Genomic DNA, 13,509 nt, shown 5'->3' on the forward strand with positions numbered 1-13,509 from the left:
GTGCCGCTGGTGCGTCCGCCCGATCAGGTGGTCGGACCGTCCCTGCCGATGCGGCATCGGCCGGGACGGGAGGCCTCAGAACAGTCCGGTCGGGATCTCGACGCCGACGAGGGCGCCCGGCGCCGCCGTGATCGTGAGACCGCCGAGCTCGTCGGGCCCGAGCTCGGGCAGGCGCTGCGCGAGGTCGAGGAACCGCTCGATCTCGGCCTCCTCGAGCACCCACTCGGCGAGCGTGCGGAACTTCGTCACGTACTGCTCGCGCGCGAACGGCCTGGCGCCCAGCGGGTGCGCGTCGGCCACGGCGATCTCGTCGACGATCTCGCCGCCGTCGGCGAGGCGGATGACCACGCGGCCGCCGAACGCCTTCTCGGCGATGTCGTTCGAGTGGTAGCGACGCGTCCACTCGGCGTCTTCGACGGTCGAGACCTTCTTCCAGAGCTCGACGGTGTCGGCGCGGTGCGCGCGCTCGGGGTCGTACGAGGTCTCGTGGTTGAACGTGCCGTCCTGGAGGGCGACCGTGAAGATGTACGGGATCGAGTGGTCGAGCGTCTCGCGCGAGGCGTCGGGGTCGTACTTCTGCGGGTCGTTCGCACCGGAGCCGATGACGTAGTGCGTGTGGTGGCTCGTGTGCAGCGTGATCGACTCGATGCGCGACGGGTCGTCGAGGATCAGCGGGTACTCCTCGTGGAGCTTGCGGGCCAGGTCGATCCACGCCTGCGCCTGGTACTCGGCCGAGTGCTCCTTCGTGTACGAGTCGAGGATCGCGCGCTTGGCCTCGCCCGGCTCGGGCAGCGGCACCTCGTACGTGGCGTCCGGACCGCCGAGGAGCCAGGCGATGACGCCGTCTTCGCCCTCGTAGATCGGCACGGGGCTGGTCTCGCCGCGCATCGCGCGGTCGACCGCCTCGACGGCCATCTTGCCCGCGAACGCCGGGGCGTGCGCCTTCCAGGTCGAGATCTCGCCCTTGCGCGACTGCCGGGTGGCCGTGGTCGTGTGCAGCGCCTGGCCGATGGCCTGGAAGATCGTCTCCTGGTCGAGGCCGAGCAGGGTGCCGATGCCGGCCGCGGCCGACGGGCCGAGGTGCGCGACGTGGTCGATCTTGTGCTGGTGCAGGCTGATCGCCTTCGCGAGGTCGATCTGGATCTCGTAGCCCGTGGCGATGCCGCGCACGACGTCGCGACCCGTGAGGCCGCGGCTCGCGGCGAGGTGCTGCGCGACGGCGACGATCGGGGGGATGTTGTCGCCGGGGTGCGAGTACTCCGCCGCGAGGAACGTGTCGTGGAAGTCGAGTTCGCGCACGGCGACGCCGTTGGCCCACGCCGCCCATTCGGGGCTCGTGCGTCGTGCGGCATCCGCACCGAAGACGGTCGCGCCGTCGCCGCCGATCGAGACCGGGTGGGCGAGCGCCTGGCTGCGCGCCGAGACGACGGGCCTGCGCGCGAGGGATGCCGCGGCGACCGCGGCGTTGTCGATGACGCGGTTCACGACCATCTCCACGACGTCGTCGTCGAGCTCGACGGGGTCGACGGCGATTCCGGCGAGCTGCCATGCGAGTTGGCCCTCACGTGCGAGGTTCTCGTCACTGCGGTGCGTGCGCAGGTGGTGGGTCAGCATCGGTTCCCTTTCGTGGAGTGCCTGTTGCTCAGGCTACGCGTCGCGCCTCGATCGACGCGAGCGCGTGGCGAAGACTCATGTGCAGGTGCACATGCGTGGCGTGGGCGGCCAGCGACTGGTCGCGCGCGATGATCGCCTCGACGATGAGCAGGTGCTCGGAGGCCGCGGCGCGCAGCCGGTCGGGGTCGTGCCTGGCGATGCGCCGGATGCGCGTGGAGTGCAGGCGCACGCTCCGCAGCGCGGTGCTGAGGTGGGCGTTGCCCGCCGCCTCGTCGATGGCCCGATCGAAGTCGGCGATGACGCCGTAGTACTCGGCCAGGCCGGCCTCGCCGGTGTCGACGAGTGCACCCGCGGCGCGGAAGCGCTCGGCGAGGGCCGTGAAGCGGCCGGGTAGGCCGCGGCGCGCGGCGAGGCGGGCGGCCTGCTCCTCGAGGGCTTCGCGCAGCTCGTAGAGGTCGACGACGGAGCCGCCCGAGAGTTCGGCGACGACGAGCACGCGCGCCGACTGGGCGGCGACGAGGCCGTCGGAGACGAGGCGGGCGAGCGCTTCGCGAACGGGCGTGCGGGAGACGCCGAGTCGCTCGGCCTGCTCGACCTCGGCGAGCACGGTGCCGGCTGCGAGCGTGCCGTCGAGGATCTCCTCGCGCAGGGTCGCGTACGTGCGTTCACTGGCTCGCATCGCCCGCTCCCCTCGCCCGAGTCGTCTCTTATGTATACAGACAGGGGCGCGAAAGCGCAACGGATGCCGCATGCGAGCGTTTATGCATACACGTGGCGGTGCCGATTCAGCCGAAGACGGATTCGCCGACCGGCTCGGCGAGGGCGCGCGAGAACAGGTCGTGGGGCAGCTCCGCCGCGGTCGCCGGTCGCCAGGCGGGGCTGCGGTCCTTGTCGATGACCTGCGCGCGGATGCCCTCGTGCAGGTCGGGCTGCTGCAGGAACCACGAGACGAGCCGGAACTCCTGCTCGAGCGCATCCTCGAGTCGCGGCAGGGTGCGGGCGCGCCGCACGGCGTCGAGGGTCACGGCGAGCGCCGTCGGCGAGAGGGTCTCGAGCTCGTCGGCCGCCGCGGCGGCGTTCGCGCGGGCGGCTGCCGCGGCATCCGTCGTCGAGGTGTCGGAGACCGGTGAGGCGGCGAACGTGCGCAACCGCTCGAGGATCTCGGCGACCGTCGGCGCGGAATAGCAGGCGTCGACCCAGTCGCGGCTGGCGGCGAGCGCCGACGGGCCCGGCGTCTCGTCGAAGAGCATGACGATCTCGGCCGGGCTGCCGGGGTCGGCGCGTTCGGCGAGGGCCTGCAGCAGGTGCGGCAGGGTCTCGGAGGGCACGAGGGCGTCGGCGAATCCGGCGTGGATCGCGTCTGCGGCGTCCATGGTGCGGGAGTTGAGCGCGAGGTGCACGCCGAGCTCGCCCGGCGCCTTCGCGAGCAGCCAGGTTCCGCCGACGTCGGGCGTGAAGCCGATGCGCGTCTCGGGCATGGCCACGCGCGAGCGCTCGGTCACGACGCGCACCGAGGCGTGCCCGGCGAGGCCGACGCCGCCGCCCATCGTGATGCCGTCCATGATCGCGACGACGGGCTTCGGGTACCGGGCGATCGCGGCGTTCAGCCGGTACTCGGCCCGGAAGAACGTCTGCGCCTCGGCGATGCGGCCGCTCGTCGCGAACCCGTGCAGCTCGCGGATGTCGCCTCCGGCGCAGAATCCCCGGTCGCCGGCGCCGTCGAGCACGACGACCGCGACCTCGCTGTCGTTCCGCCAGGCCTCGAACACCTCGGCGAGCGCGACGATCATGTCGTAGCTCAGGGCGTTGAGCGCCTGCGGACGGTTGAGCGTGACGTGGCCGACTCCGTCGGCGACGCTCGCGGTGATGTGCTCGCTCACGTCTGCCACCGTATCGCCGCTCGCCGGGCGGAGTAGCATCGCCGGATGGTCCCCCTCGAGTCTCTCGGCGCGTTCGTCGTCGCGTCGGTCGTGCTGATCGTGATCCCCGGACCGAGCGTGCTGTTCGTGATCGGCCGCTCGCTCGCGCTCGGCCGCCTCGGCGGACTGCTGAGCGTCGTCGGCAACGCGCTCGGCATGGTGCCGCTCGTCGCGGCCGTGGCGCTCGGCGTCGGCGCGATCGTCGCCCAGTCGGTCGTGCTCTTCACGATCATCAAGTTCGCGGGTGCGGCCTACCTCGTCTATCTCGGCATCCAGGCCATCAGGCATCGAGCGGATGCCGCGGCATCCGTCGACGGCAAGGCCGCACCGCGCTCGCACTGGCGCCAGCTGGGCGAGGGCTTCGTGGTGGGCGTCACGAACCCCAAGACGATCGCGTTCTTCGTGGCGGTGCTGCCGCAGTTCGTGTCGTTCGGCGCCGGATCGATCCCTCTGCAGCTGTTCGAGCTCGGCCTCGTGTTCATCGTGCTGGCGCTGCTCTGCGACTCGGTGTGGGCGCTCGCGGCGAGCGCCGCCCGCGGCTGGTTCGCGCGGTCGCCGAAGCGCATCGCGCACCTCTCCGCCACGGGCGGCGTGATGATGATCGGCCTCGGCGGCGTGCTCGCCCTCTCGGGCAACAAGCACTGACCGTCCGACGCACCGACCGCCCGGCGCCCCGACCGTTCGGACCATCGACCGCTCCTCCCCCGCGACCCGGCGGCGAGGCCTTCGCCCGGCCGCTCGGGCGGGTGCGAACGGCCGCACCGGCGTGGATACGCTGCGGCGATGCTGCATCCGTTCGAGATCGTCGCCGAGCCGGTGCGCCGTCGGATCATCGAGATCCTCGCCGGCGGGTCGCACCCGGCGGGAATGCTCGGCGACGCCGTGACGGCAGAGTTCGGCATCTCGCGGTCGGCGGTGTCGCACCACCTGCGCATCCTGCGCGACGCCGGGGTCGTCTCGGTGGTGCCGGATCTCACGGTGCGCCACTACCGACTCGATGAGCAGTTCCTCCATCGCCTCGACGATGCGGTCGGCGAGCTGTTCCTGCTGTGGGATCACCGCTACGGCTTCGAGTCGCGCAACGTGCCGATCGGCCGCGTGGAAGGCTCACGCGTTCCCCAAGCCGAACGGCTCCATCGCGCCGGCGGAAAGGGCCGACGGGGCACCCGTGGTCGATCGTCACTCGACGCCTGGGCCGTCGACGCGCCGGACTGACCCCCGCCGCCACGTTCGAACGACGACGCCGCCGACCGCCTCCGCACATGGCCGACCTCCTCTCCACCTGGATATGCCAGTTCCGCCTCATCGTTGAGGCGGAACTGGCATACGGGATCGGGATCGGGATCGGGATCGGGATCGGGATTGGGATCAGGATCGGGATCGGGGGAACGAGTCGGCAGGCGGCGTGAATCAGTGAAGGCGGAAGCGGGAGGCGGGAGCGGCGGCGGCCGGTTCGGATGCGGCCGGTTCGGATGTGTCCGGTTCGGCGGCGGCCGGTTCGGATGCGGCCGGTTCGGATGTGTCCGGTTCGGCGGCGGCCGGTTCGGATGCGGCCGGTTCGGCGGCGGCATATTCGGCGGCGACGGATGCGGCGGTACCGCGTTTCGCGAGGGACGCGTCCGGGCCCGATCACCGCTCGGGATCGCGCGCCGGCGCAGGGCGGGTAACGGTCCGGGCGCGGGCGACCGACGGACAGCGCGGGCGACCGACGGACGACGTGGGCGACCGACGGACGACGGAGGCAGCCAACGGCGTGGGCCGCGAGGGTGCCGTACCGGGCCCGCCCCCACGGGTCCCCGATACGGCCACCTCGCGGCCCACGCGTGCCGACGGGCGGGCGCCCGCCGGCGTTCGTTCGTTCCGCTCCGCGCTACTCGGTGCTGGGGCGGGCGGCCGTGGCGGCCACGGCCGGGGCGACGGTCCGCTCGAGCGGCGAGCCTGCCGACGCGGTGGGCGTCGCGGAGGCGGCGGCTGCGGCATCCGTCGACGGGGCCGTCTCGGCTGAGGCGGCAGTGGCCCGAGCATCAGCGTCGACCTCGGCCTCCTCGTCGTCGTAGCGGCCGGCGAGGCGGTCGGTCCAGATCTTGAGCACCGAGGCCGGCGTGCGCGGGGTCACCAGGCTGACCACGATGTAGACGAGCAGGCTCGAGCCGAGGCCGAAGTAGATCGGCTCGTTCGCCAGCACGTTGCCCATGATCGCCATCGTGCCGAGCGTCACGACCGTGCCGACGGCCATCGACCACATGGCGCCCGCGCCGGTCGCGCGCTTCCAGACGAATCCACCGAGGATCGCCACGAGCAGGCCGCCGACCAGGATGTCGTACGCCACCGTCAGCGCGGCGACCACGTCGTTGAGCAGCGCGGCCACGACGATCACGACGATGCCGAGCACCACCACGTAGAGGCGGTTCGAGCGGACGTCGTGCTCGGGGTTCGACTTCGCCGCGGCATCCGATTCGCTGCGACCGAAGAGGCGCTTCACGAGCGGCATGACGTCGGCGCGGGCGACCGTGGCGGTCGCGATGAGCGCGCCCGAGGCGGTCGACATCATCGCGGCGACGGCTGCGGCGAGCACGATGCCGCTGAGGCCGACCGGCAGGATCTGCTGGGTGATCGCGGCGTACACGTCGTCGCTCGCCTCGATGCCGGGCAGGAACGCGGCCGCGGACATTCCGATGAGCGCACCGGCGACGCCGTAGAGCAGGCAGTAGACGGCAGCCGCCGTGCCGCCCCACTTCGCGACCTTCGGCGAGCGCGCCGTGAAGACGCGCTGCCAGATGTCCTGGCCGATCAGCATGCCGAACGAGTAGATGACGAAGAAGGTGATGATCGTGTCGACGCCGATCGCCGTGAAGTCGAAGGCGGCGTCGCCGAGACGCTCGACGATGCCCTCGTAGCCGCCGGCGTTGAACCACGCGAACGGCAGCAGCAGGAAGAACACGCCGATCGTCTTCAGCACGAACTGCACCATGTCGGTGAGCGTGATCGACCACATGCCGCCGATCGACGAGTACAGCATCACGATCGCGCCGCCGATGATGACCGAGAGCGTGCGCTCGGTGCCGAACAGCACGTTGAAGATCGTCGCGTACGCGATCGTCGAGGTCACCGAGAGCATGAGGGTGTACGCCATCATGACGATGCCCGACGCACTCGTGGCGTTCACGCCGTAGCGGAGCTTCAGCATCTGGGCGACCGTGTAGACCTTCAGCTTCTGGATGCGCGAGGCGAACAGGATGCTGAGCAGGAACAGGCCGACGGCGATCGAGACGACCAGCCACATGCCCGAGATGCCGTACTTGTAGCCGAGGCCGACGCCGCCCACCGTCGAGGCGCCGCCGAGCACGACCGCGGCCATGGTGCCCGTGTACAGGGCGGGGCCGAGTCGGCGGCCGGCGACGAGGAAGTCGGCGGAGTTCTTGGTACGGCTCTTGCCCCACCAGCCGAACAGCAGCATCGCTGCCAGGTAGATGATGATGATCGCGATATCCATCGTTGGATCCTTTGCGTCAGGGGTTTCGGGAACGGTTACTGCTGGTGTGTCGGCGCGAACATGCGCAACACGGCGGGCACGACCACGACGGCGGGGCCGGGCTCTGCGAAGGTGCGGGCGACGGTCTCGCCCACGTCTTCGAGGGTCGACTCGTGCGCCGTCACGCCGAAGGAGCGTGCGAGGGCGACGAAGTCGGGACGGGCGAGTTCGGTGGCGGTGGCCTGCCCGAACGCGCCGGTCATGTACTCGCGGAGGATGCCGTAGCCTCCGTCGTCGATGATCAGCCAGGTCACGTCGGCATCGTGCTGGCGGGCGGTGGCGAGCTCGGCGATGGAGTACATCGCGCCGCCGTCGCCCGAGACCGCGAGCGTGCGCCGGCCGGAGCCGATCGCCGCAGCGAGTGCTGCCGGGAACGCGAAGCCGAGTCCGCCCGATCCCTGCGCGGAGTGGAACTCGCCCTGCTGCGGATCCCACGCCGACCAGGCCCAGTAGCCCGAGATCGTCATGTCCCAGAACGTGTGCACGTCGGCGGGCACCGCGGTCCGAAGGTCGGCCATGAGTCCGAGCTCGGGTGCGAGGTCCTGTGCGGCGAGCCGTGCCTCGACGGCGGCGCGGAGGCGGGCGGCGATCTCGGCGCCACGGCTCGGAGCATCCGCGGAGGGCTGCCCGGAGACAGCCGGCCGGGTGGGCCGCGCGGGCAGCCGGTCCGCGATCGCCGAAAGTGCGAGCGCGGCATCCGCATGGATGCCGAGACCCGGGTAGTTGGAGCCGAGCACGCGCGGCTCCGCGTCGACCTGGATCAGCCGGCCCTCGGGCGCGAACGTGAAGTAGTTGCTCGTGACCTCGCCGATGGCGGTGCCGACGGCGAGCAGCACGTCGGCCTGCTCGAGCAGCTCGGTCGTGTGGCGGTCCTCGATCCAGGATGCCGCGGAGAGCGGGTGGTCGAACGCGATCGCGCCCTTGCCGCCGACCGTCGACACGACCGGGGCGTCGAGCGCCTCTGCCAGGCGGCGGAGCGCCGCGCGTCCGCCCTGGGAGCGCCGCACGCCGCCGCCCGCGAGGATCACGGGGTTGTGCGCGCCCGCCAGCAGCGCGGCCGCCTCGTCGACGAGCTCGGCCCGCGGCATCCGCTCGGCGATCGACACCACGGCCGACGACACGGGCGGCACGTCGGTCGCCTCGAGCAGCACGTCTTCGGGGATCTCGACCCACGTCGGGCCGGCCGGAGCCGCCTGCGCGAGCGCCCACGCGTCGGCGAGGGCCGACGGGATCTGCACGGCCTCGCGGATGACCGCGGTCGACTTCGTGACGTTGCGCGCGCTCTGCTGCTGGTCGTCGAGCTGGTGCAGCAGGCCCTTGCGCGTGCCGCCGAGCCCGCGGCGCGGCACCTGGCTCGTGATGACGAGCAGGGGCACGCCAGTGGCGTACGCCTCCTGGAGGGCGCCGAGCGCGGTGAGGGCGCCGGGCCCGGTGGAGAGGAACAGCACGCCGACCTCGCCGGTCGCCCGCGCGTACCCGTCGGCGCCGAACGCCGAGTTGTTCTCGACGCGCGAGCTGACGAACTCGAGGTCGCTGCGACGGATCGCGTCGAAGAGGCCCAGCGCGTGCTGGCCCGGAATGCCGAAGACGTGGTCGACGCCGAGCGCCTCGAGCGTCTCGACGACCACGTCTCCGCCGTTGCGGACGTGCTCGAGCGCGGCGTCGGGCGCCCCGGCAGCCCCGGCCGTCTCAGACAACGGAGGCCTCGCGGGCGAGGTCGGCTGCGACATCCGCCCGCCCTGCCTCGTGCCGGAGCGCGAGGAGCGAGACGAGGTCGTAGCCGAGGTGGGAGGCCGCGACGCCGGTGATCTCGGCGTGGTCGTAGGCCGGGGCGACCTCGACGACGTCGGCGCCGATGAGGTTCAGTCCGACGAAGCCGCGCAGGATCTCGAGCAGTTCGCGGCTCGTGATGCCGCCGGCCTCGGGGGTGCCCGTGCCGGGCGCGTGCGCGGGGTCCATGACGTCGACGTCGATGGAGATGTAGAGGGGGCGGTCGCCGATGCGGTCGCGGAGCTTTGCGACGACCTCGTCGACGCCCTGGCGGTAGACGTCGGAGCTCGTGACGATGCCGAAGCCGAAGCGGCGGTCGTCTTCGAGGTCCTTCTTGCCGTAGAGCGGGCCGCGCGTGCCGACGTGGCTGAGCGCCTCGGTGTCGATGATGCCCTCTTCGAACGCCCGGCGGAACGGCGTGCCGTGCGTGTACTCGGCGCCGAAGTAGGTGTCCCACGTGTCGAGGTGCGCGTCGAAGTGCAGCAGCGCGACCGGGCCGTGGCGCTCGGCTGCGGCGCGCAGCAGCGGGAGGGCGATCGTGTGGTCGCCGCCGAGCGTGACGAGGCGCGTGCCGTTCGCGGTGAGCTCGAGCGCGGCCTCCTCGATCGTGTCGATCGCCTCGCCGATGTTGAACGGGTTCACCGCGATGTCGCCGGCGTCGGCGACCTGGGCGACCTCGAAGGGCGACACGTCGAGCGCGGGGTTGTAGGGGCGCAGCAGGCGCGAGGCCTCGCGGATGTGGTTCGGGCCGAAGCGCGCACCGGAGCGGTACGAGACGCCGCTGTCGAACGGAACGCCCGCGACGACGATGTCCGCGTGCTCGACCTGGTCGAGGCGGGGCAGGCGTGCGAACCCCGCGGGGCCGGCGTAGCGCGGCGTCTTGGAGCTGTCGACGGGACCGATCGGCTGCGTCATCTCGCAACCTCCTTGTTGCTTGTTGTTGCTTCTTGGGAATCTTTTGTTTCGCCACAGGCATCTGCGACTGGAGCCAAGATAGCCGCGCCGAGCGAGCGCGTCAAGCGAATCGTGAGCGGATGTCACGGCCGGGCGACGGCCGTCACCTCATGGGCGGGCCGGTGCCGTGACGGGCTCAGGCGCTCCAGAGCGCGGGCACGAGCACCCAGATGACCTCGGCGCCGACGTCGCCGAGGGCCCGCCAACTGTGCGGCTCGTGGCCGTTGAACGTCAGGCTGTCGCCCGCGCCGAGCTCCCAGTCCTGGTCGGAGAAGCGCACGAGGATCGCCCCCGAGAGCACGTGCAGCACGTCGACGTCGGCCGCCACGGCGTAGAGCGCGTCGCCGCCGTGCCCGCCCGGCTGGATCACCGAGCGGATGACCTGCACCTTCGACTCGCCGCGCGCCGAGAGCAGCCGCTCCTCGGTGTGGACGCCGCCGAGGTTCACGACCGGACCGGTGCCGGCCGGGACCAGCTGCACGTCGGGCGCCTCGAACAGCGAGCCGACCGAGATCGACAGCACGTCGCACAGCGTGATGAGCGACGAGACGCTCGGCGACGTCATGTCGCGCTCGACCCGCGAGAGGAAGCCCTTCGTGAGGCCCGTGACCCCCGCGACCTCCTCGATCGTGAGCTGCTGCGCCTGCCGCGCCGCGCGCAGGCGGGAGCCGATCGCGACACGGCGACTGTTGGGCTCGAGCGGCATCGGGCGCATGATGCTCACACGCTACCCGATCGGCTTCGGCGGTCGCCGTGGGCCGGGCGTGCCGCCTGCCGGGCGCGATGCGCACTCGGCCTGCTCCCGGCATCCGCTCGTAGAATCTCGGGGTGGCCCTCGCCAAGATCCTCCTCTACTACGCCTTCGCGCCCCTCGCCGACCCCGATGCCGTGCGCCTCTGGCAGCGCGACCTCGCCGAGTCGCTCGGGCTGCGCGGGCGCATCCTGCTCTCGAAGGACGGCATCAACGGCACGCTCGGCGGCGAGATGCGCGCGCTCAAGCGCTACGTGCGCAAGACGCGCGAGTATCCCGCGTTCAAGCACATCGACTTCAAGTGGAGCGAGGGCACCGGGCTCGACGAGCAGGGCACGACGCTCGACTTCCCGAAGCTCAGCGTCAAGGTGCGCGACGAGATCGTCTCGTTCGGCGCACCGGGCGAGCTGCGGGTCGACGGCGAGGGCGTGGTCGGCGGCGGCACGCGCCTGAGCCCCGACGCGCTGCACGAGCTCGTGGCCGAACGCGGCGACGACGTCGTCTTCTTCGACGGCCGCAACGCGCTCGAGGCCGCGATCGGCCGGTTCGCGGGCGCGATCGTGCCCGACGTCGAGACGACGCGCGACTTCGTCGAGGAGCTCGACTCCGGAAAGTACGACGAGCTCAAGGGCCGCCCGGTCGTCACGTACTGCACCGGCGGCATCCGCTGCGAGGTGCTCTCGAGCCTCATGACGAGCCGTGGCTTCGGCGAGGTCTACCAGCTCGAGGGCGGCATCGTGCGCTACGGCGAGCGCTACGGCGACGACGGCCTCTGGAACGGCTCGCTCTACGTGTTCGACGGGCGCGGCTCGATCGACTTCAGCGATCACACGGCCGTCATCGGCTCGTGCGCCGTGTGCGGTTCGGCCACCAAGAGAACCGTCAACTGCACGGATGTCTCGTGCCGCACCCAGCTCGTCGTGTGCGAGTCGTGCGACACCGCCGAGTGCGCGGTGCACGCGGCGGCCGCGGCCTCGCCGGTCGAGTAGGCGCGCCGGCGCCGTATCGAGACCAGCGCCCACCGTCCGAAACGCTGGCCTCGATACGCTCCTTCGTCGCTACTCGACCGGCGGAGCCAGGCGCCAGCCGGCCGAGAAGCGGAGCGGCTCGAGACCAGCGCCCGCGAAGACCTCAGTCGCCGTGGTTGTCGGCCTCGACGAGGTACCGCAGCGCGAGCGGGGAGACGTCGCGCCGCGAGTTGACGAGCACGATCGACGCGATGCCGGCGTCGCGGTCGATCAGCAGATCGCTGCGGAATCCCTCGGTCGTTCCGGCGTGCTCGGTGAGGGTGCGAGGGCGCTTCTCGAGGATCCACCAGAAGTAGCCGAGCTGCTCGAAGCGGTTGGTGCCGGGCGCGATCGGCACCAGTGCGGCGCTGTCGCTGAGCGGCCCGTCGAGCACGGCCTCGGCCAGCGCGATGAGGTCGGGCAGCGTCGCCTGCGCCATCCCGGCCGGCGCGAACCCCTCGCCCCACCACGGATCGACCGGATCCCCTGGCACGTCGTACCCTCCGGCGTGCCCGGCGGGAACCTGTTCCGGGGTCTCCACGACCACGGTGCCGACCATGCCGAGGGGCTCGAGGACGCGCCCCTCGAGCAACGTGGCGTAGTCGGTGCCTGCCGCGGCCGCCAGCGCGTGGCCGAGCAGAGCAGCTCCGAGATTGCTGTACTCGAAGTCCGGCGACGGCGCGACGGGTTCGGCGCGCGCGAAGGCGAGCAACTCGTCGAGCGTCGCGTCGTACGGGTTGCCACCCGCCTCGTACTCGGCCGCGAAGGCGGGACCGGTCGGCTCGAACGGCAGGCCGCTCCGATGCGTCGCCAGAGACCGGAGCGTGACGGATGCCGCGGGCGCGTCGCCGAGCGGCAGATAGGCGCCGAGCGGATCGTCGAGCCCGACCTCGCCCCGCTCGATCGCGATGGCGAGGAGCTCGCCGGTCAGCACCTTCGTGATCGAGCCGATCTCGTAGACGGTGTGCTCGTCGGCGCGTTGGTAGACGGTCGTCACCTCGCCGTCCTCGATCACGGCGACTGCGGCGCGCTCGTAGTCGTTGTAGAAGGCGTTCCGCACGTCGCGTTCGAGGGCCGTCTCGGTCGCGTTCGGCGTCGCGTCGACGGGCGTCGGGGCGTCCTCCGCGACGCATGCGCTGAACGAGACCGCGATCAGGCCCGCGAGGAGGGCTGCGATGGCCTTCCGGGCGCCTCGGGACGACACCTGCCGCGGGGGCATGGCCGCATGCTACGCCGATGGTGCCGTGGCCGACAGTGGTTCCGGACGGCAGCCGGACTGCGCCATCGCGCGCGCGTCTCGATGCGCTCCGCTACTCGACCGGCGGGGCGGGCGCGAGGGTCCGGACCGCGGAGGCGAGCCGATCGCCCGAGGGGGTGCCCTCTGGGTTCAGCAGCCAGAGGATCGCGAGGCCCTGCACGAGCGCGAAGCTGAACTCCGAGAGGGCACGCGCCCGCTCGTCGCCGAGGTCGGGGTGCGCTGCGGCGAACTCCTCGGCGATGCCCTCGTAGGCCCCCTCGACCGCGGCCTGCATCTGCTCGCGTCCGACGGGGTTGCGCACGATGCGCAGGGTGTTCTCGAGACTCGCGAGCAGGGCCTCCCTGTTGTCGGCGAAGACGGCCGGCATGCCGTTCCAGAGGCGGGCGAAGCCGTCGATCGGCGCGTCTGCGGCGCCCTCGCGGATGAGCTCGCCCATGCCGTCGCCGATGGCCGTGCCGAGCGCGTCGAGCAGCGCCTCGGTGATCAGCTGCTCCTTCGACCCGAAGTGGTAGCCGATCGCGGCGAGGCTGACCCCCGCGGCGCCGGCGATGTCGCGGGCGGTGGCCTTGGCCACGCCCTGCTCCTCGATCACCTTGCGTGCGCCGGCCAGGAGGTCCTCGCGATTTCCCATGCCCACACGATAGTCGAACGTCTCAGACATATGTACTAGACATTCGTTCCACACGATGTTAGACATTCGTGTA

Annotated in this window: 13 protein-coding genes; 4 read left to right on the plus strand and 9 right to left on the minus strand. The window is 71.6% G+C overall.

The window, feature by feature from the left end; genetic code table 11:
* Positions 1-75: 75 nt before the first annotated feature.
* From GQR16_RS18670 to GQR16_RS18680, 3 genes are all read right to left on the minus strand, one after another.
* Positions 76-1,614, minus strand: a complete 1,539-nt coding sequence (locus tag GQR16_RS18670) for an MmgE/PrpD family protein (protein WP_157416678.1) — start codon at positions 1,612-1,614, stop codon at positions 76-78.
* A gap of 28 nt (positions 1,615-1,642) precedes the next feature.
* On the minus strand, positions 1,643-2,293 hold the full coding sequence (locus GQR16_RS18675) for a GntR family transcriptional regulator (protein ID WP_157416679.1): 651 nt from the start codon (positions 2,291-2,293) through the stop codon (positions 1,643-1,645).
* Positions 2,294-2,399: 106 nt separating this feature from the next.
* The gene (locus tag GQR16_RS18680) at positions 2,400-3,503 is read right to left on the minus strand and encodes an enoyl-CoA hydratase/isomerase family protein (protein ID WP_425482632.1); all 1,104 of its coding nucleotides are present in this window, start codon (positions 3,501-3,503) and stop codon (positions 2,400-2,402) included.
* 36 nt (positions 3,504-3,539) lie between these two features.
* Between GQR16_RS18680 and GQR16_RS18685 the strand changes: the two genes are divergently transcribed.
* The 3 genes from GQR16_RS18685 (at position 3,540) to GQR16_RS18695 (ending at position 4,942) form a co-directional block, all read left to right on the plus strand.
* On the plus strand, positions 3,540-4,178 hold the full coding sequence (locus GQR16_RS18685; RefSeq protein ID WP_157416681.1) for a LysE family translocator: 639 nt from the start codon (positions 3,540-3,542) through the stop codon (positions 4,176-4,178).
* 138 nt (positions 4,179-4,316) lie between these two features.
* A complete protein-coding gene (locus GQR16_RS18690) occupies positions 4,317-4,748 on the plus strand; it encodes an ArsR/SmtB family transcription factor (RefSeq protein ID WP_170298571.1) in 432 nt (143 codons plus the stop codon).
* Between the two features lie 47 nt (positions 4,749-4,795).
* Positions 4,796-4,942, plus strand: coding sequence for a hypothetical protein (locus GQR16_RS18695; RefSeq protein ID WP_157416682.1), 147 nt, complete (start codon positions 4,796-4,798; stop codon positions 4,940-4,942).
* A gap of 461 nt (positions 4,943-5,403) precedes the next feature.
* Here GQR16_RS18695 and GQR16_RS18700 read toward each other — a convergent pair whose 3' ends face one another.
* From GQR16_RS18700 to GQR16_RS18715, 4 genes are all read right to left on the minus strand, one after another.
* The gene (locus GQR16_RS18700; RefSeq protein WP_157416683.1) at positions 5,404-7,026 is read right to left on the minus strand and encodes a sodium:solute symporter family protein; all 1,623 of its coding nucleotides are present in this window, start codon (positions 7,024-7,026) and stop codon (positions 5,404-5,406) included.
* A gap of 35 nt (positions 7,027-7,061) precedes the next feature.
* A complete protein-coding gene (locus GQR16_RS18705) occupies positions 7,062-8,795 on the minus strand; it encodes a thiamine pyrophosphate-binding protein (protein WP_157416684.1) in 1,734 nt (577 codons plus the stop codon).
* Entirely contained in the window at positions 8,755-9,750 is a 996-nt protein-coding gene (speB, locus tag GQR16_RS18710; protein WP_157416685.1) for an agmatinase, read from the minus strand. Before speB ends, GQR16_RS18705 begins: the two co-directional genes overlap by 41 nt.
* A 175-nt stretch (positions 9,751-9,925) precedes the next feature.
* A complete protein-coding gene (locus GQR16_RS18715; RefSeq protein WP_157416686.1) occupies positions 9,926-10,504 on the minus strand; it encodes a helix-turn-helix domain-containing protein in 579 nt (192 codons plus the stop codon).
* Between the two features lie 113 nt (positions 10,505-10,617).
* On the opposite strand from GQR16_RS18715, the gene trhO reads away from it, so the two are divergent.
* Entirely contained in the window at positions 10,618-11,529 is a 912-nt protein-coding gene (gene trhO / locus GQR16_RS18720) for an oxygen-dependent tRNA uridine(34) hydroxylase TrhO (protein ID WP_157416687.1), read from the plus strand.
* A 142-nt stretch (positions 11,530-11,671) separates the two neighbouring features.
* Here trhO and GQR16_RS18725 read toward each other — a convergent pair whose 3' ends face one another.
* Complete coding sequence (locus GQR16_RS18725; protein WP_157416688.1) at positions 11,672-12,766, minus strand: serine hydrolase domain-containing protein; 1,095 nt, start codon at positions 12,764-12,766, stop codon at positions 11,672-11,674.
* Positions 12,767-12,857: 91 nt separating this feature from the next.
* Complete coding sequence (locus GQR16_RS18730) at positions 12,858-13,436, minus strand: TetR/AcrR family transcriptional regulator (RefSeq protein ID WP_157416689.1); 579 nt, start codon at positions 13,434-13,436, stop codon at positions 12,858-12,860.
* Between the last annotated feature and the right edge of the window lie 73 nt (positions 13,437-13,509).

Origin of the sequence: Agromyces allii (genome assembly GCF_009749385.1) — a bacterium.
Lineage (GTDB): Bacteria > Actinomycetota > Actinomycetes > Actinomycetales > Microbacteriaceae > Agromyces > Agromyces allii.